Source organism: Parapusillimonas granuli (assembly GCF_013416525.1).
Lineage (GTDB): Bacteria > Pseudomonadota > Gammaproteobacteria > Burkholderiales > Burkholderiaceae_B > Parapusillimonas > Parapusillimonas granuli.
Map to the genome: position 1 here is coordinate 312,343 of NZ_JACCEM010000006.1, position 24,694 is coordinate 337,036.

Here is a 24,694-nt window from a genome sequence, read left to right on the forward strand (position 1 = left end):
GATGACGGGTCGCATTTCCTTGCTCGCGTTCGTGGCCGCCGGCGGGGCCGTCCAGGCGCTGCCGGCCATGCCGGCATTCGAATTCTGGGCCGTCCTGTTCCCGGGGGCCGTGCTGGCTTCCATCCTCATCCGGCTTTTTCTTCCCGCCCCATGGCCGACACGCATATTGCTGCCGCTGTGGGCCGGCCTGCTGGGCCTGGCGATCACGGCGGCCCGCGTCGAACACCGGCTGAACGACGCGCTCGCCGCCGGCAACGAAAACAAGGTCGCGCGCGTCGAGCTGCGCATCGCGAGCCTGCCGCGCCTGTCGCCGGACGGCCGCCAATTCGAGGCGGACGTGATTTCTTCCATGCCGGAAGGCGTGCCCGGCCGCATCTTGGTGTCATGGCAGGCGCCGGGTTGGGCCGGCCCCTACGGCCGGGCCGATCGGGCGCCTGCGGACTTCCCCGATCTGATACCCGGCCAGGTCTGGCGCATGGCCTTGACGCTCAAGACGCCGGTCGGGCGCCGCAACCCGCATGCCTTCGATTACGAGTCCCATCTGTTCGCTCAAGGCATACGCGCGACCGGCTCCGTCAGAGGGCAGCCGCGCTATCTCGACACGCAGGCCTGGGCCAGCCTGGAAATCATCGCCAACCGGGCGCGCCATCATGTGCGGGCCGCCATGCAGCCTCATCTGGAGGGCAAGCGCTACGGCGCCGTGCTGCTGGCGCTGTCGATCGGCGACCAGGCGAGCGTGGAGCCCGGCGACTGGCAGGTCTTCAATCGCACGGGCATCACGCACCTGGTCTCCATCAGCGGCTCGCACGTCACGATGATCGCGGCCATGGGCGGCGTGCTGGTTTTCTGGATCTGGCGGCGCATGCGCTGGCGCGGCCGCTATCTGGCCGAGCGCATGCCCGCGCAAGTCGCCGCGGCGCTGGGGGCGCTCTGCGTCGCATGGCTGTACTGCCTGCTGGCCGGCTGGGGCGTTCCGGCGCGGCGCACTTTCTTCATGCTGGCCGTGCTGGCGGCGGCTTACGTCCTGCGCATGCCGCTCAGCGCTTCGCGCCTGCTGATCATGGTGGCGTTCGTGGTGGTGCTGCTCGATCCGTGGGCCTTGCTGGCCGGCGGCTTCTGGCTGTCGTTCGGAGCCGTCGGCGTGTTGCTTGCGAGCCCCGGATGGTGGGGCCAGCCGGTGGGCGAAGGGCAGCCGGATCGGCTCGAAAGCGTGAAGCGCTTCTTGATGCGCGCGGCGCATCTGCAGCTCGCCATCACGATGGCGCTCATGCCGGCGCTGGCGCTGATCTTCCACGAAGTGTCGCTCGCTTCGCCCCTGGCCAACGCTTATGCCATTCCCGTGATCAGCCTGGTGGTGACGCCGCTCTCCCTGCTGCTGGCCGCGGCGGCGCTGGTCCCGGCTCCGGCCCCGGTCGCGCCGGCACTGGCATGGGCCGGCCACGCCGCTCTGGATGCAATGATGGCGCCCACGGTATGGCTGGCCGGATGGCAGGCGGCCAGCTTCACGGTGGCCGCGGCGCCTTGGGCGCTGACGCTGCTGGCGCTGGCGGGCATCGCTTGGGCGGCCATGCCTCATGGCCTGCCGGGGCGGCGCCTGGCCTGGCTGCTGATCGTTCCGGCGCTGGCCTGGCGTCCACCCAAGCCGCCGGAGGGCGGCTGGACGCTGCATGCGCTGGATGTGGGGCAGGGCGGCGCCATCGTCATCCAGACCGCCCGCCACGCGCTGCTGTTCGATGCGGGCTTGCGCAATAGCGCGGCGTCGGATGCCGGCGAGCGCATCGTCCGGCCCTTCCTGCGCGCCCATGGCATCGGCCGTCTCGATGCGTTCATCGTCTCGCATGCCGACATCGACCATGCGGGCGGCGTGCGCAGCGTGCTGGACGGCGTGCCGGTCCAGCAGTCTTTCAGTTCGTTCGATCTCGACGCCTATCTGCGCCGGGAATCGCGGCTGCTGGGCCGGCCCGGCGACCTGCCGCCGCTGCCGCTGGCGGTGTCGCCATGCCGCTACGGGCTCGCCTGGCGGATCGACGGGGTCTCCTTCGAGTTCCTGTGGCCGCTCGCGTCCCGGGAGGACGCGTCCGCCGAAACGGGCAGCAAAGAGCGCAATGACCAGTCTTGCGTGCTGCGCGTGCGTGGGCGGTATCACTCGGCTCTGCTGCCGGCGGACATCGGCGCGGGGCCGGAGGCCGAGCTGGTGGCCCGGGAACTCGGCCCGGTCGATGTGGTGCTGGCGGCGCACCACGGGTCCCGGACCTCGTCGTCCGCGTCCTTCGTCGACCACGTCGGCGCCGCGCACGCCATCGCCCAGGCGGGGCCATGGAACCGCTACGGCCATCCGCATCCCGCCGTCCAGGAACGCTGGGAGCGCAGCGGGGCGCGCTTCTGGCGCACCGACAGGCATGGCGCGGTCACGGTCGCTTCCCGCGCGGACGGGCTGGACGTACGGGCCGCCAGACAGGTTTCCCGCCGCTACTGGCAGGCATATTGACCGCCCCGGGCAAAGGACTTGCTTGCGTCGGCGCATGGAATCGGCGATGATAGTTTCGCCCACAAGGCTGAAGAATACAGACAAGCCGGTACCGAAAATTCCATAAGATATTTTCAAGAGCCAACCATGAGACAAACACCTGCACTACGGCTGCACGTGCCGGAGCCTTCCGGGCGCCCGGGCCACGCAACCGACTTTTCCTACCTGCGGCTTGCGCCGGCGGGTGAACTGCGCAAGCCGCCGCTGGACACCTCCTTCCACGACATCCAGGACATGGCGTTCTCGCTCATCCGGGTGCTCGACGACGACGGCAACGCCGTGGGGCCGTGGGCCGATCCCGCCATCGACCCGGAACTGCTGCGCCGCGGCCTGCGCGCCATGATCAAGACACGCATCTACGATGCGCGCATGCAGATCGCCCAGCGCCAGAAAAAGATCTCCTTCTACATGCTCAGCCTGGGCGAGGAAGCCATCGGCACGGGGCAGGTCCTGGCGCTCGAAAAAGGCGACATGTGCTTTCCCTCCTACCGGCAGCAGAACCTGCTGATCGCCCAGGACGTCCCCCTGGTCGACATGATGTGCCAGCTGTTCTCCAACGACCGCGACCGCCTGAAGGGCCGCCAGCTGCCGGTGATGTATTCCATGCGCGAATACGGATTCTTCTCCATCTCGGGCAACCTGGCCACGCAGTTCGTGCAGGCCGTGGGCTGGGCCATGGCCTCGGCCATCAAGGGCGACACCAAGATCGCGTCGGCCTGGATCGGCGACGGCGCCACCGCCGCCGCCGATTTCCAGACGGCGCTCACCTTCGCCCACGTCTACCAGGCGCCCGTCATTCTCAACGTCATCAACAACCAGTGGGCGATTTCCAGCTTCCAGGGCATCGCGGGCGGGGAAAGCACCACGTTCGCCGCGCGCGGCGTCGGCAGCGGCATCGCGTCCCTGCGCGTGGACGGCAACGATTTCCTGGCGGTGCACGCGGTGTCCAAATGGGCGGCCGAACGCGCCCGCAGCAACCTGGGCCCCACGCTGATCGAATGGGTCTCCTACCGCGCCGGCCCGCATTCCACGTCCGACGACCCATCCAAGTATCGTCCTTCGGACGACTGGGCGCGGTTCCCGCTGGGCGACCCCATCGAAAGGCTCAAGCGGCATCTCATCAACATCGGCGCGTGGTCCGACGAAGAACACCAGGCTACGCAGAAGAAGCTCGAAGCCGAGGTGATCGCGGCCCAGAAAGAGGCCGAGAGCTACGGCACCCTGGCCACCGGCCAGACCAGCAGCGTTTCGACGATGTTCGAGGACGTCTACAAAGACATGCCCTGGCACCTGCGGCGCCAGCGCCAGCAACTGGGGGTGTGAACATGGCCACTCGAAAAGAACAGGGCGCCATGGCGCCCATGACCATGATCCAGGCCTTGCGTTCGGCCATGGACATCATGCTCGGGCGCGACGACGACCTGGTGATATTCGGCCAGGACGTCGGCTATTTCGGCGGCGTGTTCCGCTGCACCGAAGGCCTGCAGGCCAAGCATGGCAGGCATCGCGTATTCGACACGCCGATATCCGAAGGCGGCATCGTGGGCGCGGCGGTGGGCATGTGCGCCTACGGCCTGCGGCCCGTGGTCGAAATCCAGTTCGCCGATTATTTCTACCCCGCCACCGACCAGATCGTGTCCGAGGCGGCCCGGCTGCGCTATCGCACGGCGGGCGAATTCATCGCGCCGCTCACCATACGCATGCCTTGCGGCGGCGGCATCTACGGCGGCCAGACCCACAGCCAAAGCCCGGAAGCGTTGTTCATCCACGTCAGCGGCCTGCGCACGGTGATGCCGTCCAACCCGTACGACGCCAAAGGGCTGCTCATCGCTTCCATCGAAAACGACGACCCGGTGATCTTCCTGGAACCCAAGCGCCTGTACAACGGCCCCTTCGACGGCCATCACGACCAGCCCGTGGTGCCATGGTCCAAGCATCCGCTGGGCAAGGTGCCGACGGGCTATTACACCGTTCCGCTCGAATCGGCCTCGGTCTTCCGGCCCGGCTCCGACCTGACCGTGCTCACCTACGGCACCATGGTGTATGTGTCCGAGGTCGCGGCCAGGGAATCGGGCGTGGATGCCGAGATCATCGACCTGCGCAGCCTGTGGCCGCTGGACATCGACACCATCCTGGCCTCGGTGAAGAAGACCGGGCGCTGCGTCATCCTGCACGAAGCGACCCTGACCGGCGGCTTCGGCGGCGAACTCACGGCCCTCGTCCAGGAGCATTGCTTCTACCATCTGGAAGCGCCCATCGAACGCATCGCGGGGTGGGACACGCCTTATCCCCATGCGCACGAATGGGCTTATTTCCCCAGCCCCGCCCGGGTTGCGCGGGCGTTCCGGAAAGTCATGGACGAGACCTCCTCGCCTGTCTTCCAGGGCGTGGACCTGCCTTTGCGCAAGGAGGGCTGAGCATGGGTCTGCACATCATCAAAATGCCCGACATCGGCGAAGGCATCGCCGAAGTCGAGCTGGTCGAATGGCATGTACAGGCCGGCGACACCGTCACCGAAGACCAGGTCCTGGCCGACGTGATGACCGACAAGGCCACCGTGCAAGTGCCGTCCCCGGTGAACGGCAAGGTGCTGGCGCTGGGCGGGAAAGTCGGGGAAGTCATGGCGGTGGGCTCGGAGCTGATCCGGCTGGAAGTGGAAGGAGGGGAGGCCGCCGAACCGCCGCCCAACGCGAAAAAAGCCGGCGGTGCGGGCGCAGCGCGACCCGCCGCAGATCCGGGCGCGGCCGGGCGGGAAGGCGGAACGCCGCAGGAATCGGCGCAGCAAGATACGGCTCGCCCGGACACGGCGCGGCAAGGCGGCGCAAGCCGCGCGGGTCCGCCGGAGCAGGCGGGCGCCTCGCCCGCGCCGGCCCGTCTGTCCATCGTGCCGCCGGCCGTTCCCGCCGGCGGCGCCGTGGCGGCGCGCCCCGAAGGCGGCCGTCCGCTGGCATCGCCGGCGGTGCGCCGGCGCGCCTGGGAACTGGGCATCGATCTGCAGGCGGTGCGCGGGTCGGGGCCCGCGGGCCGCATCACGCACGCCGACCTGGACGCCTGCCTGTCGCGCGAAACCGCTACGGCGGCGGGCGCCGCCGCGCGCCTGTTCGCCTACGAGCGGCGCGACGACCAGAAGGAAGTCCGGATCATCGGCTTGCGCCGCCGCATCGCCGAGAAAATGCAGGAATCCAAGCGGCGCATTCCGCACTTCACCTATGTCGAAGAACTGGACGTGACCGAACTGGAGTCCCTGCGCGCGCGCCTGAACGCGCAATGGGGCGAAACCCGCGGCAAGCTGACGCTGCTGCCTTTCCTGGCGCGCGCCATGGTGCTGGCCTTGCGCGAGTTTCCGCAGATCAATGCGCGCTACGACGACGAGGCGGGCATCGTGACGCACTACGGCCCCGTCCACCTGGGCATCGCCGCGCAAACGGACGGCGGCCTGATGGTGCCCGTGCTGCATCATGCCGAAGCGCTGGACCTCTGGGCGCTGGGCCGCGAAGTGGCGCGCCTGGCCCAGGCCGCGCGCGACGGCTCGGCCACGCGCGAGGAACTGACGGGGTCCACGATCACGCTCACCAGCCTGGGTCCTCTGGGCGGCGTCGTTTCCACGCCGGTCATCAACCACCCCGAGGTCGCGATCGTGGGCGTCAATCGCATCATCGAGAAACCCGTGGTGATCCAGGGGGCCATCGCCGTACGCAAGACCATGAATCTGTCTTCCTCGTTCGACCATAGGGTGGTGGACGGCATGCACGCCGCGGAATTCATCCAGAAACTGCGCGCCTACATGGAATGTCCGGCGCTGCTGTTCGTGGAGTAGGCAAAATGCAATCGACCACTTTATTGATCATAGGCGGCGGCCCCGGCGGGTATGTGGCCGCCATTCGCGCAGGGCAGCTGGGCATACCGACCATCCTGGTCGAAGGCGCCCAATTGGGCGGAACCTGCCTGAACGTCGGCTGCATTCCGTCGAAGGCGCTCATCCACGCGGCGGAAGAATACGACAAGCTGCGGTCCTACGCGGGCGATTCCAGCCTTGGGCTGAGCGTCGCCGCGCCCTCGCTGGACATCGCCCGCACGGTGGCCTGGAAGGACGGCATCGTCAAGCGGCTGACCGGCGGCGTCGAGGCCTTGCTCAAGAAGAACGGCGTGCAAGTGCTGCAGGGCTGGGCGCGCATCGTCGACGGCAAGACGGTCGAGGTCGATGCCGCCGGCAAGGGCGGCAAGCCCTTGCGCCTGGGCTGCGAGCACCTGCTGCTGGCGACGGGTTCGCAGGAAATCGAATTGCCCGGCCTGCCCTTCGGGGGCGCGGTCATTTCCTCCACCCAGGCGCTGGCGCCGGCCAGGCTGCCGGCCAGCCTGGCGGTGGTGGGCGCGGGCTATATCGGCCTGGAGCTCGGCATGGCCTACGGCAAGCTGGGCGTCAAGGTCAGCATCGTCGAAGCGCAAGACCGCATTCTGCCCGCCTACGACGCCGCCTTGTCCAAGCCCGTCCGGGCGCGGCTGGACGGCCTGGGCATCGCCGTCCACGTCAAGCACCGGGTCCGGGGCATGAAGGACGGGGGCGGGGCGCTGCTGCTGGAGGAGCCCGGCGGCAAGGAAGTCGAGCTCCCGGCCGAACAGGTATTGGTGGCGGTGGGCCGGCGCCCGCGCACGGAAGGCTACGGCCTGGAATCGCTGCTGCTCGACATGGACGGCCGGGCCGTGCGCGTGGACGACCGCTGCCGCACCTCGATGCGCAACATCTGGGCCATCGGCGACCTGACCGGCGAGCCCATGCTGGCGCATCGGGCCATGGCCCAGGGCCACATGGTGGCCGAGCTGATTTCGGGCGCGCCGCGCCGCTTCGTGCCCATGGCGATCCCCGCCGTGTGCTTCACCGATCCCGAAATCGTCGTGGCGGGCCTGACGCCGGAGGCGGCCGCGCGCCGGGGCGATGACATCCTGCAGGCCACTTTCCCCTTCACGGCTAACGGCCGCGCCATGACGCTGGAATCCACCGATGGTTTCGTGCGCGTGGTCGCCCGCAAGGACAACCACCTCATCCTGGGCTGGCAAGCCGTCGGACGAGGCGTCTCGGAACTCAGCGCCGCGTTCTCGCAGTCGTTGGAAATGGGCGCATGCCTGCAAGACGTCGCCGGCACCATCCACGCGCACCCGACGCTCGGCGAAGCCGTCCAGGAGGCGGCGCTGCGCGCGCTGGGGCAGGCCCTGCATGCCTGAACGCACCCGGGCGCCGCGGCGGTACAATCCCTTGAAACTTATCCGTTACAAATCGCGAGCGAGTGCCTGATGACAGACAGCAATGCAGCGTCCGGCCTGGAACCCAGGCTGGACTACGTGACCTGCGCCAGCCCGGCGGGGGTGCACCGGATGGCCTACCGGGAATGGGGCGATCCCCACAACGGCAAGGTCTTGCTGTGCGTGCACGGCCTGACGCGCACCGGCCGGGATTTCGACCAGCTGGCCCGCGCGCTGGCGCCGCACTACAGGGTGGTCTGCCCGGACGTCGTGGGGCGGGGCTTGTCCGACTGGCTGATCGACAGCGCGCACTACGTCATTCCGCAATACGTGTCCGACATGCTGACACTGATCGCCCGCCTGCGCCCGCAGCGCCTGGACTGGGTGGGGACGTCCATGGGCGGCTTGATCGGCATGGGCCTGGCGGGCACCTTGGCCTACTCGGCCGCCTTCCGCCCGGACCGCGGCGGCGCCGGCCTGCCGGCCGAGCTCAGCCTGAAGCTGGGCAAGGTCGTGCTGAACGACATCGGCCCGGCCCTGAACTACCAGGGGCTGACCCGCATCGGCGAATACGTGGGCCGGCCCGGGGAATATGCCTCTTTTCAAGAGGCCGTCGACTACGTGCGCAGCGTCTCGTACGGTTTTGGCCGGCACGACCAGGCCGCATGGGAAGACATGACGCGCAGCGTCATGCTCGAACAGGACGGCCGCTGGGTCAAGCACTACGACCTGCGCATCGCCGAGCCGTTCGCCAGGCAGTCCGAAGCCGAGCTCAAGGCTTCCGAAGCCCTGCTGTGGTCCGCCTACGAAAGCCTGCCGGGGCCGGTGCTGATCGTTCGCGGCGAACAGTCCGACCTGCTCACGCCCGAAACCCTGCAGGAAATGCTGCAGCGCCATCCCGGGGCCAGGCAGCACACGGTGCCGCAGGTCGGCCATGCGCCGACCTTCCGCAGCGAAGACGAGATCGCGCCGGTTCGGCGGTTTTTACTCGAACAGGATTAGCGTAAACTGGACTTGTTTACCGGAGGTCCAGTGAAAGTCGATCTGCATTGCCATTCCATTGTTTCCGACGGCGTCCTCGCGCCCGCGCAGGTCGCCGCGCGCGCGCACGCCCATGGGGTGGAGATGTGGGCGCTCACCGACCACGACGAGCTCAGCGGCCTGGCCGAGGCGCGCGCCGCCGCCGAGGCCCTGGGCATGCGCTTCATCACGGGCGTGGAAATCTCGGTGACCTGGGCCGGCCACACGGTGCACATACTGGGCCTCAATCTCGACGAGCGCAACCAGGCCATGGTGCAAGGGCTGGCCGACATCCGCAGCGGCCGCGCCACCCGTGCGCGCGAAATGGCCGGGCGCCTGGAAGCCCTGGGCATGCCGGGCGGCTACGAGGGCGCCCTGTCCTACGCCGCCAACCCCGCCCTGATCAGCCGCACCCATTTTGCGCGCTTCATGGTCGCCCAGGGGTATTGCAAGAACATGCAGGAAGTATTCGACAAGTACCTGGGCGACGGCTGCCCCGGCAACGTCCCCATGCAATGGTCCACGCTCGAACAAGCCATGCAATGGATCCTCGGCGCCGGCGGGGTCGCCGTCATCGCCCATCCCGGGCGATACGACTACACGCCCACCCAGTTCGGAGCCTTGTTCGACCAGTTCAAAGACCTGGGCGGCGTGGGCATCGAAGTGGTGACCGGCAGCCATAGCCCGGCCCAATATACCGAGTACGCGCAAGTCGCCCGCCGTTACGGCTTCCTGGCCTCTTGCGGCTCCGACTTCCACAGCCCCCAGGAAGGCAAGCTCGACCTGGGAATCATGCCGCCCTTGCCGCCCGGCCTCACGCCGGTCTGGCGGGACTGGGTCTGACGCAATGAACAAGGCTTTCGTCAAAGAATCGGACCAGGACGACGACGAGGACCTCGGCCCGGAAGCGGTAAGGCTGCCGTCAGGCACCAAGAACTACATGACGGTCGAAGGCTACCAGCGTCTGCGCGCCGAACTCGCCCACCTCATGAACGAAGAACGGCCCGCGGTCGTGCAGGTGGTGTCCTGGGCCGCCTCGAACGGCGACCGTTCCGAAAACGGCGACTATCTCTATGGCAAAAAGCGTTTGCGCGAAATCGACCGGCGCATGCGCTTCCTGACCAAGCGCCTGGAAATCGCCGAAGTCGTCGACCCGGCCCAGCAGCCCAACAAGGACCAGGTCTTCTTTGGCGCCACCGTCGTGTATTCCGACAAGCACGGCGAAGAATTCCGGGTCACCATCGTGGGCGTCGACGAAGCCGAACCCCTGCAAGGCCGAATCAGCTGGATCTCCCCGGTCGCCCGCGCCCTGCTCAAGGCCCGCGAGGGCGACACCGTCACCCTGCGCACCCCGGCGGGCGTCGATGAGCTGGACATACTGGAAGTGATCTACCCGGAGTAAAGGCCGAAGGGCCAAGCGCTGCGCGGGGCCTGGCCCCCGCGGGCCGACCCGTAGGCTAAAATACCCATTTCCCTCCTTTTCGCCCGCCATCGTCGTGAATTCCGTCCAGTATTTCCCAGGTTCCCCGGTCCTGTCCTCCTTCCGCCGCGAACGCCTCCTCAAGCGATTCGCCGACCTCGGCCTGCCCGTCGCCGACATCCACGGCCGCTTCGAGCACTACGTCTGGATCGAAGGTTCGCTCGGCGCCCAAGAACAAGATCGCCTGGCCCAGTTGCTGGATTACGGCACCCTGGAAGAACACGGCAAAGAAACCAAAAACCCGCTGGTCCTGCGCGTGGTGCCCCGCTTCGGCACCGTGTCGCCCTGGGCCAGCAAAGCGACCGACATCGCGCACAACTGCGGCCTGCCCGCCGTGCGGCGCATCGAGCGCGGCATCCGCTACGCCATCACGCCGACACGCGGCCTGCTGGGCAGCAAAACCGTCGATGCCGGCCAGCTGGCCGCCATCGCCGCCTGCCTGCACGACCGCATGACCGAATCCGTGGTCGACGCCGGCTTCGACGGCCAGGCGCTGTTCGCCACGCTGCCCGGCAAGCCCATACAGACGGTCGACGTGATCGGGCAGGGCGCCCGGGCCTTGGCCGATGCCAACCGCAGCCTGGGCCTGGCCTTGTCCGACGACGAAATCGAATACCTCGAAGCCGCCTTCAAGCAACTGGGCCGCAATCCCACCGACGTCGAATTGATGATGTTCGCCCAGGCCAACAGCGAACACTGCCGGCACAAGATCTTCAACGCCCAATGGGTGATCGACGGCCGGCCGCAGCCCCATACCCTGTTCGGCATGATCCGCGCCACCCATGCCGCCCAGCCCGAAGGCACGGTCGTGGCCTACTCGGACAACGCCGCCATCATGGCGGGCGGGCCGGCGACGCTGTTCCATGCGGGCGATCCCGCGGCGCAGGGGCGCTACGGCCATTACCCGGCCACCGTCCACACGCTGATGAAGGTGGAAACCCACAACCATCCCACCGCCATCGCACCCTTTCCAGGAGCGGCGACGGGCGCCGGCGGTGAGATCCGCGACGAAGGCGCCACCGGCAGGGGGTCCAAGCCCAAGGCCGGCCTGACCGGCTTCACCGTATCCAACCTGCGCTTCGCCGACGCCCCGGAGCCCTGGGAAGCCGACGCGCACGGCGCGCCGGACCGCATCGCCAGCCCGCTGGACATCATGATCGAAGGCCCCATCGGCGGCGCCGCCTTCAACAACGAGTTCGGGCGGCCCAACCTGCTGGGTTATTTCCGCACGTACGAACAAAGCTCGGGCGGCGTGCGCTGGGGCTACCACAAGCCCATCATGATCGCGGGCGGCCTGGGCTACATCGACGAACTGCTGACGCACAAGGACCCCATTCCCCCCGGCGCCTTGCTGATCCAGCTGGGCGGCCCGGGCATGCGCATCGGCATGGGCGGCGGGGCGGCATCGAGCATGGGCGTCGGCGCCAACACCGCCGAGCTCGACTTCGATTCCGTCCAGCGCGGCAACCCGGAGCTCGAGCGCCGCGCGCAGGAAGTCATCGACCGCTGCTGGCAGCAGGGCAGCGGCAACCCCATCATTGCGATTCACGACGTGGGCGCGGGCGGCCTGTCCAATGCCTTCCCCGAACTGGTCAACGATGCGGGGCGGGGCGCGCTGTTCGAGCTGCAGCAAGTGCACCTGGAAGAATCCGGCTTGTCCGCCGCCGAGATCTGGAGCAATGAGTCGCAGGAGCGCTACGTCCTGGCGATACTGCCCGAAGACCTGGGCCGCTTCGACGCCATCGCGCGCCGCGAGCGCTGCCCGTACGCCGTCGTGGGCGTCGCCACCGAGGACCGCCGGCTGCGCGTCACCTTCGGCGAAGGCCTGCCCGGCATTTCCGAAACCCTGCACCCGCAGCCCGAGGGCGAGCCTCGTCCGGTCGATGTGCCCATCGACGTGATCCTGGGCAAGCCGCCCCGCATGACGCGCGACGTACAGCGGCTTCAGAACACGCACGCCGAACTGGATCTGGTCGGCATCGACCTGTGCGAGGCCATCGAGCGCGTCCTGCGCCATCCCACGGTCGCCAGCAAGAATTTCCTGATCACCATCGGCGACCGCACGGTGGGCGGGCTGTGCAGCCGCGATCAAATGGTCGGGCCCTGGCAAGTGCCGGTGGCCGATTGCGCGGTGACCCTGGCCGATTTCGAAAGCGTGCGCGGCGAAGCGATGTCCATGGGCGAACGCACGCCCATCGCCGTCATCGACGCGCCGGCTTCAGGGCGCATGGCGGTCGCGGAAGCCCTGACCAACCTGGTCGCCGGCGATGTGCGTTCGCTGAAAGACATCAAGCTCTCCGCCAACTGGATGGCCGCCTGCGGCGTGGAGGGGCAGGACGCCGCCCTGTACGATACGGTGGCCGCGGTCAGCGAGTGGTGCCGGCAGCTTCAGCTTTCCATCCCCGTGGGCAAGGATTCCCTGTCCATGCGCACGAGCTGGGACCACGACGGCGAGGCCCGCCAGGTCATCGCGCCGGTGTCTCTCATCGTGACGGCCTTCGCGCCGGTGACCGACGTCCGGGCCACCCTGACCCCGCAGCTGCGCACCGATGCCGGCGACACCGCGCTCATCCTCATCGACCTCGGTTTCGGCCGGCACAGGCTGGGGGCGTCGGTCCTGGCTCAGGCCTTCAATCAGGTCGGCCAGGCCGTGCCCGACATCGACGACGCCGACGCCCTGAAGGCCTTCTTCTCGGTCATCCGCCGGCTGGCCGGCGAAGGCCTGATCCTGGCCTACCACGATCGCTCCGACGGCGGGCTGCTGGCCACCGTCTGCGAGATGGCGTTCGCCGGGCATGTGGGCGTGTCGATCAACCTGGACATGCTGACCATAGATCCCGTTGCGGCCGACTGGGGCGACTACAAGATCCGTCCCGAGCAGATCTCCGTCCAGCGCGATGAAATCACGCTCAAGGCCTTGTTCGCCGAAGAGGCCGGCGCGGTCATCCAGGTGCCGCTGGCGCAGCGCGACCGCGTCATGCAGGCCTTGCGGGCGGTCGGCCTGTCGGCGCATTCCCACGTCATGGGCAGCTTGAACACGCTGGACGAAATCCAGATCTACCGCGACGGAAAATGCATCTACCACAAGCCGCGCGCCGAACTCGGCCGGCAGTGGGCCGAGGTCAGCCGCCGCATCATGGCGCTGCGCGACAATCCCGACAGCGCGCAGGCCGAATTCGACGTCTGGAACGACGCGTCCGATCCCGGCCTTGCGCCCTTGGTGGCATTCGATCCGCAAGAAGACGTCGCCGCCCCCTTCATCGCCGCCGGCAAGCGGCCCAAGGTCGCTATCCTGCGCGAGCAGGGCTGCAACAGCCAGGTGGAAATGGCCTGGGCGTTCGACAAGTCCGGCTTCGAGGCCCTGGACGTCCACATGACGGACCTGCTGTCCGGGCGCGTTAGCCTGGAAGGCGTGCAGGGCCTGGTCGCCGTGGGCGGATTCAGCTATGGCGACGTCCTGGGCGCGGGCGAAGGCTGGGCGCGCACCATACGCTTCAACGACAGGCTGTCCGATCAGTTCGCCGCCTATTTCGCGCGTTCCGACACCTTCGCGCTGGGCATCTGCAACGGCTGCCAGATGATGGCGGCATTGGCGCGCATGATTCCGGGAGCGGATCACTGGCCGCGCTTCACCCGCAACCTGTCCGAAAAATACGAGGCCAGGCTGTCCCTGGTCGAAGTGCCCGATTCGCCGTCCATCTTCCTGCAAGGCATGGCCGGCGCGCGCATCCCCATCGCGGTGGCGCATGGCGAGGGTTATGCCAATTTCGCCGCGCAGGGGGATCCCTCCAAGGTGGACGGCGCCTTGTATTTCGTCGACAACCACGGTGCGCGCACCGAGCGCTATCCGTACAACCCCAACGGCAGCCCGCAAGGCCTGGCGGGCGTCACCACGCCCGACGGCCGCTTCACCGTGCTGATGCCGCATCCCGAGCGCGTGACGCGCAATGTGATGATGTCGTGGGCGCCTGAAAAATGGGGCGTGCAGGACAGCGGCGGCGGGTCGGCCGCGCATGGCGGCTTCAGCCCCTGGATGCGCATGTTCCGCAACGCCAGGGTGTGGCTGGGCTGATCGCGGCGCGAAGGAGACGCAAGGGCTAGGTAAAAACCCTGTCTTGAGCTTATAATTCCGCTTTGCACGGAGCTTAGTTCATGCGTCTCATCAAAAAAGCGCTCACCTTCGACGATGTGTTGTTGGTTCCCGCATACTCTGAAGTCCTGCCTCGCGATACTTCCCTTGCCACCCGCTTCACGCGCGACATCACGCTGAACATCCCCCTGGTCTCGGCGGCCATGGACACCGTGACCGAATCGCGCCTGGCCATCGCCATGGCGCAGGAAGGCGGCATCGGCATCATCCACAAGAATCTCAGCGCCGACCAGCAAGCCCGCGAAGTGGCGCGCGTCAAGCGCCATGAGTTCGGCATCGTCATCGATCCGATCACCGTCACGCCCACGATGAAGGTGCGCGACGCCATCAACCTGCAGCGCCAGCACGGCATTTCGGGCCTGCCCGTGGTCGAGGCCGGCAAGGTGGTGGGCATCGTCACCAACCGCGACCTGCGCTTCGAAGACCGCCTCGACGTCCCGCTGCGCGACGTCATGACGCCCCAGGAAAGGCTGGTCACGATGAAAGAGGGCGCCACGCTGGACGAGGCCCAGGCGCTGATGCACAAGCACAGGCTCGAGCGCGTGCTGATCGTGAACGACAGCTTCCAGCTGCGCGGCCTGGCCACGGTCAAGGACATCGTCAAGAACACCGAGCATCCCAACGCATCCAAAGACAGCCAGGGCCAGCTGCGCGTCGGCGCCGCCGTCGGCGTGGGCGAAGGCACTGAAGAACGCGTCGAAAAACTTGCCTACGCCGGCGTGGACGCCATCGTCGTCGATACGGCCCACGGCCATTCCAAGGGCGTCATCGAACGGGTGCGCTGGGTCAAGAAGAACTACCCCAAGATCCAGGTGATCGGCGGCAACATCGCAACGGCGTCGGCCGCGCGCGCGCTGGCCGACGCCGGCGCGGACTGCGTCAAGGTGGGCATCGGGCCCGGGTCCATCTGCACCACGCGCGTCGTCGCGGGGGTCGGCGTGCCGCAGATCACCGCCATCGCCGACGTCGCCAAGGCGCTGGAAGGCACCGGCGTGCCGCTCATCGCCGACGGCGGCATCCGCTATTCCGGCGATATCGCCAAGGCGCTGGCCGCGGGCGCGTCCGCCTGCATGATGGGCGGCATGTTCGCGGGCACCGAAGAATCCCCCGGCGAAGTCGTCCTGTTCCAGGGGCGTTCGTACAAATCCTATCGCGGCATGGGCAGCCTGGGCGCGATGGCCGACGGCTCGGCCGACCGCTATTTCCAGGATCCGGCCAACAACGTCGACAAGCTCGTGCCCGAAGGCATCGAGGGCCGCGTGCCCTACAAGGGCAGCGTGATCGCCATCATCTACCAGCTGGTGGGCGGCATACGCGCTTCCATGGGCTACTGCGGCTGCGCGTCCATAGACGAAATGCGCAGCAAGGCGGAGTTCGTGGAAATCACCGCGGCGGGCGTGCGCGAATCGCACGTGCACGACGTGCAAATCACCAAGGAAGCGCCCAACTACCGCGCGGATTGATCACCGCCCCGCCGGCCGCCACAGCAAAGCGCTGCCCGCCAGCAGCGCCGTCGCGGCCAGCGCCAGGCTGCTCTCCAGGCTCAGGCCCAGCCAGGCGTTGCCCAGGCTGAACACCGCCGGGCCGGCCAGCTGCCCCAGCGCAAAAGCCGCCGTCAGCGCGGCGATCAGCTTTTGCGCATGGCGGCCGCCCACCGCATGGGCCTCCTGCAAGCCCAGCAGCGTCACCACCATGAAAGTACCGCCCACGCACAGCGCGGCAAGGGCGATGGAAGCGATGCCCGGCCGGAGCACGGGCAGCAGCACGCCCACGGCCATGATGAACTGGGCCAAGGCCCACAGCCGCCGGCGCGGCAGCACGGCGAGCAGCCGCGCCGTCAGCAGGGTGGAGACGGCGGCGGCCAGGCCGAACAGCGGCCATGCCAGCCCGAATACGGCCGGATCGTCGATCAGCTGCTTGGCCTGCGCCGGCAGGAAGGTGGCGGGCAGGATGTAGCCGAAACCGAAGAGCCCGTAGGCGCCTATGATGGTGGCGTGCCGGCGCCCGGCGCCCGGCGCCTGGCCGTCGGGCGCATGCGCGGCCGCGGCTTGCGCGGCCGGCTGGGAAGAAGCGCCCCACAGCGGGCGCGTGCCCAGCATGCCCGCCAGGGCAAGGACGCCCATGATCAGCCAGGTGGCCGACGAACCCGCCATGGCGATGTCCAGCATCATGCACAGCAGCCCCACCAGCGCGATGCTGGCGCCGACGCCGGTGAACACCAGGCCGCTCAGCCGGCCCTGGCCCAGAGCCGCGAGCCGGGCCATGCACAGCGTCGCCGTGCTGACCAGGGCCCAGGCGCTGGCCAGGCCGGCCAGGCAACGCAGCGCCAGCCACACCGGCCACGCGGTGGTCCAGCCCATCAGCAGCGTGGTGGCGGCCACCAGCGCCAGCGCCGCAACGAGCTGCGCGGGGGCTTTCCAGGGCAGGGCGGCGCTCGTCAGCGCGCCGGCCAAGTAGCCCAGATAATTGGCGCTGGCCAGCCACCCGGCCAGGACCAGGTCCAGGCCGAAGTCCCGCTGCATCATGGGCAGGATGGGCGTGAAGGCGAAACGGCCTATGCCCATGGCGACCGACAAGGCGATAAAGCCCGCAAGACAAAGCTGCGCGGCGGACACGTGGCGAGACATCAAGGCTCCTCATCGAGCAAAAAAAGGACGGGCGAAGGCGCCGGGCGCCAGCGAAAACGGCGCCGATACGGTACATTAACGCCTTGATTTTCTATTTCTTCCTCAGCCATGCATCAGCGTATCCTCATCCTCGACTACGGCTCACAAGTGACCCAATTGATTGCCCGCCGCGTCCGCGACGCGGGCGTGTATTGCGAGATACATCCCGGCGACGTCGACGATGCCTTCATCGAAGCGCAGCAGGGCTTGAAGGGAATCATACTCTCCGGCAGCCATGCCTCGGCCTATGAAGAGGGCGCGCTGCAAGTCCCCGCCAAGGTTTTCCAGGCCGGCGTGCCCGTGCTCGGCATCTGCTACGGCATGCAATCCATGGCGGCGCAGCTGGGCGGCAAGGTGGAATGGTCCGACCAGCGCGAATTCGGCTATGCCGAAGTCCGCGCCCACGGCCACACGCGCCTGCTGGACGGCCTGCAGGATTTCTCCACTCCCGAAGGGCATGGCATGCTCAAGGTCTGGATGAGCCACGGCGACAAGGTCACCGCGCTGCCCCCCGGCTTCAAGCTGATGGCCTCCACGCCTTCCTGCCCCATCGCGGGCATGGCCGACGAAGACAGGGGCTTCTACGGCCTGCAATTCCACCCCGAAGTCACGCACACGGCCCAGGGCGAAGCCATCATCGCCCGCTTCGTGACCGAAATCTGCGGCTGCGCGCGCGACTGGAACATGCCCGACTACGTGGAAGAAGCCGTTGCGCGCATCCGCGAGCAGGTCGGCGGCGATGAAGTCATCCTGGGCCTGTCCGGCGGCGTGGATTCGTCCGTCGCCGCCGCGCTGATACACAAGGCCATCGGCGACCAGCTCACTTGCGTGTTCGTCGACCACGGCCTGCTGCGCCTGAACGAAGCCAAGCAGGTCATGGCCACCTTCGCCGACCACTTCGGCATCCGGGTGATCCACGTCGACGCCACCGAAACCTTCATGGGCAAGCTGGCGGGCGTGTCCGACCCCGAAGCCAAGCGCAAGATCATCGGCAAGGAATTCGTCGAAGTCTTCCAGGCGGAAGCCGGCAAGCTCAAGAACGCGCGCTGGCTGGCCCAGGGCACCATCTACCCCGACGTCATCGAATCCGCCGCCTCGAAGACCGGCAAGGCCGTCGCCATCAAGTCGCACCACAACGTCGGCGGCCTGCCCGACGACATGAACCTGAAGCTGCTCGAGCCCCTGCGCGAACTGTTCAAGGACGAAGTGCGCAAGCTGGGTGTCGCCCTGGGCCTGCCGCCCAACATGGTCTACCGCCACCCGTTCCCGGGGCCCGGCCTGGGCGTGCGCATCCTTGGAGAAGTCAAGCAGGAATACGCCGACCTCCTGCGCCGCGCCGACGCGATTTTCATCGAAGAACTCCGCAACACCATCGACCACAACAGCGGCAAGAACTGGTACGACCTGACCTCCCAAGCCTTCGCGGTGTTCCTGCCCGTGAAGTCGGTGGGCGTGATGGGCGACGGCCGCACCTACGACTACGTCGTGGCGCTGCGCGCCGTGCAGACCTCGGACTTCATGACCGCCGACTGGGCGGAACTGCCGTATGCCTTGCTGAAGAAGGTGTCGTCGCGCATCATCAATGAAGTGCGGGGGATCAATCGCGTGACGTATGACGTGTCGAGCAAGCCGCCGGCGACGATTGAGTGGGAATGATCCCACGTTTGGCACAGACTGGCACCAAAGAGCATTAAAACACCCATAAGCCCGCGTAATTGCGGGCTTTTTTCGTTCTTGGTGTAGCACTGTCTGGCAAATTTTCGCATCGCCAAGCACCCCGTTTCTATGGCATGGTAGATGGTACGATTTGAACCTGATGCCATGTTCGGCACTCGATACCATGCCGCCTCTGATAGGGTGTTCATGGTATTGAATTTAGGTAACACATTGTTCTTAAAGAGGTTTTTTGAGAATTTGTGGGGCTTTTTGAGCATGGTATTTTTGAGAGGAAACCTAACCCGACCATGCTGACTGATACCAAGCTGCGCAACCTCAAGCCAAAGGACAAGCTCTACAAAGTGAATGACCGTGACGGCCTCTACGTGGCCATCACGCCAGCGGGTTCGATTTCATTCCGCTACAACTACTCGATCCACGGCAGGCAGGAGACCATCACCTTCGGCCGCTACGGTGTCGGAGGGATCACGCTAGCGGAAGCCCGCGAACGGCTGGGCGAAGCCAAGAAGATGATCGTCGCAGGGAAATCTCCAGCCAAGGAGAAGGCGCGGGACAAAGCACGCGTCAAGGATGCCGAGACATTCGGCGCGTGGGCCGAGAAGTGGCTGCGCGGCTATCAGATGGCAGAAAAGACTCGCGATATGCGTCGAGCTACGTTCGAGCGCGAGCTTAAGCCGAAGTTCGGCAACCAGAAGCTGACAGAAATCACCCATGAGGATTTACGGGCGCTGACTGATGCGATTGTGGAGCGCGGGGCACCGGCAACGGCCGTGCTTTGCCGCGAAATTGTGATGCAGGTCTTCCGTTGGGCTATAGAACGCGGCCAGAAGGTTGAGAACCCGGCCGATCTGGTGCGCCCGTCGACTATTGCAAAGTTTGAGCCGCGAGATCGAGCACTTACGCCCGATGAAATCGGCTTGATGTACCAGTACATGGAGCGCATTGGCACCACACCTTCGATCCGCGCGGCCGCCAAGTTGCTGTTGCTGACGATGGTACGCAAAAGCGAACTGACCAACGCAACGTGGAGCGAAATCAATTTCACCGAAGCGCTCTGGACAATCCCCAAGGAGCGGATGAAGCGCCGCAATCCCCATTTGGTGTTCCTATCTAGGCAGGCGCTCGACATTTTCATAGCTCTAAAAACCTTCGCGGGCGGCTCGGAGTACGTGCTGCCATCGCGCTATGACTCGGACTTGCCGATGAGCAGCGCCACGCTCAATCAGGTGCTCACGCTGACCTATCGTCTGGCCCAGAAGGAAGGGCAGTCGCTTGGCAAGTTCGGACCGCACGACTTGCGGCGTACAGCCAGCACGCTGCTGCATGAGGCGGGCTATAACACCGACTGGATCGAGAAGTGCCTTGCGCACGAACAGAAGGGCGTTCGAGCCGTCTACAACAAGGCCGAGTACCGCGTTCAGCGCCGGGCAATGCTACAGGATTGGGCGGACATGATTGACGAGTGGACAATTAGGAAGCCCCGCCTCAAGGACTGATTCGGAGTCTTGAGACCTGCATTTTGTAGCGAAATGCCCACTTCGGTGGGCTTTTTTTTGTCCGTAAAACGTATTCCAGATGGACAGCAATTTTCGCTATCTGCGTCAAATAAAGTGCCAAGAAAAACAAAGAATTGCGAAGGTTTCTATTTTGAAAGGCGGACATTTTACGGATGATATGTAATTGATTTTATTGAGAAAAATTGCTCCATGCTGCTGGAAATCACCGGCATTGTGGGGCAATAATTAAACCTCGGACGATGACAAAACGAGGTATTCGGTGTGGAAAAAGAATTAAGGAGAGTCAGTAAAGTTCTCATCAGCAAAAAGCAACTTCTGGAGATGATTCCGCTGTGCGAGCGCACGATCTACAACTTTGAAAAGCAGGGGAAATTCCCTCAACGCATTGCACTCAGTAGCCGCAAGGTCGTGTGGGATTTGGCTGAGGTTGAGGCATGGATTGATGCGTGCAAACATTCCAGCCCGGCCCCTCGCCCCGGAATGGGGGCCTGAATTGTGGCGATTGACTTGATTGACTTGATTGACTTACGGGCAGCGTTCGAGAACGAACCGCCCGCACTAGACTTTATTTGGCCGGGCTTCCTTGCTGGGACAGTAGGCGCGTTGGTGGCTCCCGGAGCCACGGGTAAGAGCTTCTGGGCGCTGGAAGCGGCAATGTCGGTTGCCTGTGCTGCAACTGTTGAAAGCAGAGCGGCCGGTGGTGACTTGGTAGGGCTTGCACCTGCGAAAGCTGGCCGCGTCGTCTATTACGCCGGAGAAGACCCCAAGCCAGCGCTGATTGGGCGAATTCACTCTGTTGGCAAACACCTCGGTCAAGAAGCTCGCGCAGCCATCATAGAAAACCTCATGGTCGTGCCGATCATGGGAAAACTAATGGACGTCACGAAGAAAAATAAACGGTCCCAGATAATCAAGCAATGCGAAGGCGCTCGGCTAATCGTTCTGGACACATTGAGCCGTATTCATACCCTTGATGAGAATAGCAACGGCGATATGGCCCGGCTTGTCGCCATGCTTGAGGAAATTGCGACCATTACTAAAGCGTCAGTGCTTTATCTGCACCATGTCAGCAAAGGCAGCGCCCGCGACGGGCAGGCCGATCAGCAACAGGCAGTACGTGGTGCGTCGGCTCTTGTCGATAATCCCCGATGGTGCGGTTTTGTCGCCAAGATGACTGAAAAAGAAGCGTTGAACCATACTGACCGCGTCTACGACCGACAGCCTATCGGGGAAAACCGCCGGAAGTTCTTTGTTCGTTTTGGTGTCAGCAAACAGAACTATGCCGAAATTGACGACGATCGCTGGTATCAGCGTCATGACGGCGGCGTGTTGCTGCCGGTGGAGTTATTGGACACTAAGCAGGACGGCGGAAAGGGGCGTCAACGTGAGCAAGCATGACTTGACTCACGCCCGGCACGACCCGGTGCATTGTCTGGCACCCGGTCTGTTCCGTAGCCTAAAGAAAGGAGAGCGCAAGCACAGCAAGCTCGACGTGGTATATGACTACGGCAATGGCAAGCGTATCGAGTTCAGTGGCCCGGAACCATTGGGAGCCGACGATCTCCGCATTTTGCAAGGATTAGTGGCAATGGCCGGGCCTTCTGGGCTTGTGCTTTCTCCCGATCCTCAGACAGAAGCCGGTCGGCAGCTGCGGCTATTTCTCGAACCTAAGTGGGAAGCCGTCCAGCAGGATGCGATGGTGGTCAAGGGTAGCTATCGGTCGCTGGCCCGTGAGGTTGGCTACGCGGATATCGACAATACTAGGCCAGTACGCGATTGCATTGAGAGGCTCTGGAAAGTCTCTATCATTGCGCAAAATGGAAGGAAGCGGCAGGGCTTCCGATTGCTGTCCGAGTACGCAAGTGATGAGCAGGACGGCAAGCTGTATGTGGCATTGAACCCTCTTATTGCTCGCGCAATCATGGGCGGGCAGCACATCCGCATAGACATGGCCGAAGTTAGGAAGCTACAGACCGACCCCGCCCGCCTGATTCATCAACGACTATGCGGCTGGATTGACCTCGGTAAGTCGGGGCGGGTAGAGCTGGACACGCTATGCGGCTATGTTTGGCCGGATGCACCGACGAACCCGAATACCATCAAAAAACGCCGCCAGACGGCACGCAAGGCGCTGGCCGAGCTTGCTGCCGTGGGTTGGAAGCTGGACGAGTATGCTAAGGGCAAATGGGAAATCGGGCGACCCAAGGCATCCGACTGTAACGCTGCTCCCCCCTGTTTAACGGCACCCCACCCCCTGTTTAACAGTACCCAACCCCCTGTTTAACGGCACCCGGCCGGTTTCTGAAAACCCAGCAACGGCGGGCCTTTGCGGGCCATTCGCAAATTCCATCCAAGATTCTCTAAGAATCTCCATCATGCGCGCGAAGCGCCGCGCCTTGATGGCGCAGCTCATCGCTTGCTGCTCTTGGTCGGCCTACGGCCGTTGGGCACCAAAAAGGGAAGGGCGACGGTCTAGGCCCCTGCGGCCGGTGCGGCCCCGCCGTGGGTCGGTTTGAAGGCAAGCCGCAGGCCAAGCGCCTGAGCGACTTTCACCACGGTTGCGAGGCTCGGATTGCCGTCGCCTGAAAGGGCCTTGTCCAGCCCTTGGCGGCTCATTCCCACGTCGCGGGCAAGCTGGCTAAGGTTGCGGGCACGGGCCACGTCTCCAAGTGCCGCCGCGATCAGTGCGGGGTCGCCGTCCTCCATCACGGCATCGAGATAGGCCGCAATATCGTCTTCGGTCTTGAGATAGTCCGCCGTATCGTAACGGCTGAATTTGACTTCCATCTTGGTCACTCCTTCCACTGCGCTGCAATGGTCTTGGCTAGGGCAATGTCCCGCTCCTGACTGCTCTTGTCGCCTCCACAAAGCAGCAGCACCACCAAGGGGCCGCGCCGCATGAAATAGACGCGATAGCCGGGGCCGTGGTCGATCCTCATTTCCGACAAGCCTTCGCCTACCGGCTTCACGTCACCGGGGTTGCCAAGGCTCAAGCGCCGAATGCGCGCCTCGATCCTCGCACGGGCCTGACGATCACGAAGGCCGACAAGCCAGCGGTCGAATAGGTCGGTTTTTATTAGCTCGATCATGTGTCAACTATAGTTGCTAATTGGGCGTGTGTCAACTGTAGTTGCTAACACTAAGCCGGCTGCCGCAGGGAGCCTTCCTTTGGTGCCAGATTTTACGCGCCCGACGCTTTTGTCCGGCACAGCCGGGAGTAGCCCGTGGATTACCCACCACGCCATTTGCACCTGGTCAGACCCAGGAAGGGCAAAGAACGATCAGGCACCAAAAAAAGGGCGAGGCAGCGCCAAGACTGGCTAATGAGCTGTAAATGCGTCGCAAAATGGCCATGTATGGCCCACAGGCGTGTTTTTTCACCACCTCCTATGGGGTTATAGCGCCCGGCACGAAAAATTCAGTAGAGCGAGATACAGGCCGTTTTTGCGGTGTGTAATAGACGGAGCTGCTGCGGCAGGAAAACAAAACCCCGCGCTCAGGCGGGGTTGTGGGTGATGGAACTGGCTGTGCTCGTCAGCGATTGATGACCCTGCCTCGCTGCCGTTCTTCCTCTTCCATCTGAAGGATGGCCATTCTCACACGCTCTACCAGTACCACTTGATTCTTGCTGCCGAACAGTGGCATGCGATTAAGCATACCCATGCCGCCGTAGAAATGCGCAGCGGCAGGCAGAGCCAATCGGTTCACCCGATGCTGTAGTGCCGTGTACTGCTTATCCAGTGCATCGAGCTGCGGGCCAAAGCCTTTGCGTCGGAGCCATTGGCCAAGCGCCCACATACCAATACCGAGAACAAAAAAGCCGCCGAGCATCATCAGGCCAAAAAATATATCGTTCATCATGATTACGTCTCCGATTGAGAGTTAACACTAGAAGCCATGCCGGGCACATTGAGCGCGCCGACGTCTCCGGTGCTAGTGGTGTCCGATGTCGGACGAATAATGTTGGATTCCGCTTGTGCTGTCGGTTCCGCGCCGTCGTCAGGCGCTGGACTGTCACCGCCGGGGACTGGAGGGGGAGACCCGGTACCGCCGAGCGAAAGCCCGTGGGAGCTTTCCATGCCCGGTACGCTGATAGCGCCCAGCACGCCAAGCGCCCGTGTGGCCACCTCGGCGCCCTGCGCAACAGCCTTGCCGTTGCCGCCAGTCCCTTCTTTTGGTGTCATCTGCCGTTGCTGCGCGACGGCTTGCTGGTCCATATCGTCGTCACCGCCCTTCGCAGCTTTTCCGGCCTGTTTGGCGGCTTGCTTCAAGCCGCTGCCTGCTTCTTGGCTTGTCATCGGTCATCCAATAATCCCCAGTTGGGATCATTGAAAATTCCCCACCTGCTTTTCGGAGATAAAGCAGATGGATACTCAGATGAATTGGAACCAGCGCATCATGGCAGCTCATGCCAAGCCT

21 protein-coding genes are annotated in these 24,694 nt (G+C 65.0%); 15 read left to right on the plus strand and 6 right to left on the minus strand.

What is annotated here, in order from left to right:
• Window position 1 precedes the first annotated feature (1 nt).
• From H0A72_RS13395 to guaB, 10 genes are all read left to right on the plus strand, one after another.
• The gene (locus tag H0A72_RS13395; RefSeq protein ID WP_180156107.1) at window positions 2-2,488 is read left to right on the plus strand and encodes a DNA internalization-related competence protein ComEC/Rec2; all 2,487 of its coding nucleotides are present in this window, start codon (window positions 2-4) and stop codon (window positions 2,486-2,488) included.
• A gap of 126 nt (window positions 2,489-2,614) precedes the next feature.
• Entirely contained in the window at window positions 2,615-3,850 is a 1,236-nt protein-coding gene (locus tag H0A72_RS13400) for a 3-methyl-2-oxobutanoate dehydrogenase (2-methylpropanoyl-transferring) subunit alpha (RefSeq protein WP_180156109.1), read from the plus strand.
• A gap of 2 nt (window positions 3,851-3,852) precedes the next feature.
• Window positions 3,853-4,944, plus strand: coding sequence for an alpha-ketoacid dehydrogenase subunit beta (locus H0A72_RS13405; RefSeq protein WP_180156111.1), 1,092 nt, complete (start codon window positions 3,853-3,855; stop codon window positions 4,942-4,944).
• Window positions 4,945-4,946: 2 nt separating this feature from the next.
• Window positions 4,947-6,344 (plus strand): dihydrolipoamide acetyltransferase family protein, encoded by a 1,398-nt coding sequence (locus H0A72_RS13410; protein WP_180156113.1) that lies wholly within the window; start codon window positions 4,947-4,949, stop codon window positions 6,342-6,344.
• Between the two features lie 5 nt (window positions 6,345-6,349).
• Entirely contained in the window at window positions 6,350-7,747 is a 1,398-nt protein-coding gene (gene lpdA, locus H0A72_RS13415) for a dihydrolipoyl dehydrogenase (protein WP_180156115.1), read from the plus strand.
• A gap of 69 nt (window positions 7,748-7,816) precedes the next feature.
• On the plus strand, window positions 7,817-8,767 hold the full coding sequence (locus H0A72_RS13420; protein ID WP_180156117.1) for an alpha/beta fold hydrolase: 951 nt from the start codon (window positions 7,817-7,819) through the stop codon (window positions 8,765-8,767).
• Between the two features lie 30 nt (window positions 8,768-8,797).
• On the plus strand, window positions 8,798-9,628 hold the full coding sequence (locus H0A72_RS13425; RefSeq protein ID WP_180156119.1) for a 3',5'-nucleoside bisphosphate phosphatase: 831 nt from the start codon (window positions 8,798-8,800) through the stop codon (window positions 9,626-9,628).
• A 4-nt stretch (window positions 9,629-9,632) separates the two neighbouring features.
• Window positions 9,633-10,187, plus strand: coding sequence for a transcription elongation factor GreB (gene greB / locus H0A72_RS13430; protein ID WP_180156121.1), 555 nt, complete (start codon window positions 9,633-9,635; stop codon window positions 10,185-10,187).
• Window positions 10,188-10,281: 94 nt separating this feature from the next.
• Window positions 10,282-14,337 carry a phosphoribosylformylglycinamidine synthase gene (purL, locus tag H0A72_RS13435; RefSeq protein WP_180156123.1) on the plus strand — a complete coding sequence of 1,352 codons (4,056 nt, stop codon included), beginning with the start codon at window positions 10,282-10,284 and terminating at the stop codon, window positions 14,335-14,337.
• A gap of 80 nt (window positions 14,338-14,417) precedes the next feature.
• On the plus strand, window positions 14,418-15,878 hold the full coding sequence (gene guaB, locus H0A72_RS13440; protein ID WP_180156125.1) for an IMP dehydrogenase: 1,461 nt from the start codon (window positions 14,418-14,420) through the stop codon (window positions 15,876-15,878).
• On the opposite strand, the gene H0A72_RS13445 is transcribed toward guaB, so the two are convergent.
• On the minus strand, window positions 15,879-17,042 hold the full coding sequence (locus H0A72_RS13445) for a YbfB/YjiJ family MFS transporter (protein ID WP_180156127.1): 1,164 nt from the start codon (window positions 17,040-17,042) through the stop codon (window positions 15,879-15,881).
• A gap of 108 nt (window positions 17,043-17,150) precedes the next feature.
• Here H0A72_RS13445 and guaA point away from each other — a divergent pair, with 108 nt between their 5' ends.
• The 5 genes from guaA (at window position 17,151) to repC (ending at window position 22,559) form a co-directional block, all read left to right on the plus strand.
• Window positions 17,151-18,737, plus strand: coding sequence for a glutamine-hydrolyzing GMP synthase (guaA, locus tag H0A72_RS13450; protein WP_180156129.1), 1,587 nt, complete (start codon window positions 17,151-17,153; stop codon window positions 18,735-18,737).
• 308 nt (window positions 18,738-19,045) lie between these two features.
• On the plus strand, window positions 19,046-20,254 hold the full coding sequence (locus H0A72_RS13455) for a tyrosine-type recombinase/integrase (protein ID WP_180156131.1): 1,209 nt from the start codon (window positions 19,046-19,048) through the stop codon (window positions 20,252-20,254).
• A 282-nt stretch (window positions 20,255-20,536) separates the two neighbouring features.
• Entirely contained in the window at window positions 20,537-20,767 is a 231-nt protein-coding gene (locus H0A72_RS13460; protein ID WP_074182203.1) for a helix-turn-helix transcriptional regulator, read from the plus strand.
• Window positions 20,768-20,782: 15 nt separating this feature from the next.
• Window positions 20,783-21,673 (plus strand): helicase RepA family protein, encoded by an 891-nt coding sequence (locus tag H0A72_RS13465; RefSeq protein WP_425502540.1) that lies wholly within the window; start codon window positions 20,783-20,785, stop codon window positions 21,671-21,673.
• On the plus strand, window positions 21,660-22,559 hold the full coding sequence (gene repC / locus H0A72_RS13470) for a replication protein C, IncQ-type (RefSeq protein WP_180156133.1): 900 nt from the start codon (window positions 21,660-21,662) through the stop codon (window positions 22,557-22,559). The genes H0A72_RS13465 and repC overlap by 14 nt, the downstream gene beginning before the upstream one ends.
• A gap of 188 nt (window positions 22,560-22,747) precedes the next feature.
• Here the strand turns inward: repC and H0A72_RS13475 are convergent, their stop codons facing one another.
• From H0A72_RS13475 to H0A72_RS22015, 5 genes are all read right to left on the minus strand, one after another.
• Entirely contained in the window at window positions 22,748-23,062 is a 315-nt protein-coding gene (locus H0A72_RS13475; RefSeq protein WP_172773523.1) for an addiction module antidote protein, read from the minus strand.
• 5 nt (window positions 23,063-23,067) lie between these two features.
• A complete protein-coding gene (locus H0A72_RS13480; protein WP_048279626.1) occupies window positions 23,068-23,364 on the minus strand; it encodes a type II toxin-antitoxin system RelE/ParE family toxin in 297 nt (98 codons plus the stop codon).
• Between the two features lie 445 nt (window positions 23,365-23,809).
• Window positions 23,810-24,136 (minus strand): hypothetical protein, encoded by a 327-nt coding sequence (locus H0A72_RS13485; RefSeq protein WP_128667427.1) that lies wholly within the window; start codon window positions 24,134-24,136, stop codon window positions 23,810-23,812.
• Between the two features lie 2 nt (window positions 24,137-24,138).
• The gene (locus tag H0A72_RS13490; protein ID WP_246814998.1) at window positions 24,139-24,546 is read right to left on the minus strand and encodes a hypothetical protein; all 408 of its coding nucleotides are present in this window, start codon (window positions 24,544-24,546) and stop codon (window positions 24,139-24,141) included.
• On the minus strand, window positions 24,500-24,694 hold a 195-nt coding region (locus tag H0A72_RS22015; RefSeq protein ID WP_218953321.1), incomplete at its 5' end, for a hypothetical protein. The genes H0A72_RS13490 and H0A72_RS22015, both read right to left, overlap by 47 nt.

Bases quoted from the DNA above. Each gene is read 5' to 3' on its own strand.
- H0A72_RS13400 (WP_180156109.1), top strand. From the start codon at position 2,615: ATGAGACAAACACCTGCACTACGGCTGCACGTGCCGGAGCCTTCCGGG.
- H0A72_RS13485 (WP_128667427.1), bottom strand. From the start codon at position 24,136: ATGATGAACGATATATTTTTTGGCCTGATGATGCTCGGCGGCTTTTTT.
- H0A72_RS13420 (WP_180156117.1), top strand. From the start codon at position 7,817: ATGACAGACAGCAATGCAGCGTCCGGCCTGGAACCCAGGCTGGACTAC.
- guaB (WP_180156125.1), top strand. From the start codon at position 14,418: ATGCGTCTCATCAAAAAAGCGCTCACCTTCGACGATGTGTTGTTGGTT.
- H0A72_RS13405 (WP_180156111.1), top strand. From the start codon at position 3,853: ATGGCCACTCGAAAAGAACAGGGCGCCATGGCGCCCATGACCATGATC.
- lpdA (WP_180156115.1), top strand. From the start codon at position 6,350: ATGCAATCGACCACTTTATTGATCATAGGCGGCGGCCCCGGCGGGTAT.
- H0A72_RS13410 (WP_180156113.1), top strand. From the start codon at position 4,947: ATGGGTCTGCACATCATCAAAATGCCCGACATCGGCGAAGGCATCGCC.
- H0A72_RS13445 (WP_180156127.1), bottom strand. From the start codon at position 17,042: ATGTCTCGCCACGTGTCCGCCGCGCAGCTTTGTCTTGCGGGCTTTATC.
- H0A72_RS13455 (WP_180156131.1), top strand. From the start codon at position 19,046: ATGCTGACTGATACCAAGCTGCGCAACCTCAAGCCAAAGGACAAGCTC.
- H0A72_RS13395 (WP_180156107.1), top strand. From the start codon at position 2: ATGACGGGTCGCATTTCCTTGCTCGCGTTCGTGGCCGCCGGCGGGGCC.
- greB (WP_180156121.1), top strand. From the start codon at position 9,633: ATGAACAAGGCTTTCGTCAAAGAATCGGACCAGGACGACGACGAGGAC.
- H0A72_RS13480 (WP_048279626.1), bottom strand. From the start codon at position 23,364: ATGATCGAGCTAATAAAAACCGACCTATTCGACCGCTGGCTTGTCGGC.
- guaA (WP_180156129.1), top strand. From the start codon at position 17,151: ATGCATCAGCGTATCCTCATCCTCGACTACGGCTCACAAGTGACCCAA.
- H0A72_RS13475 (WP_172773523.1), bottom strand. From the start codon at position 23,062: ATGGAAGTCAAATTCAGCCGTTACGATACGGCGGACTATCTCAAGACC.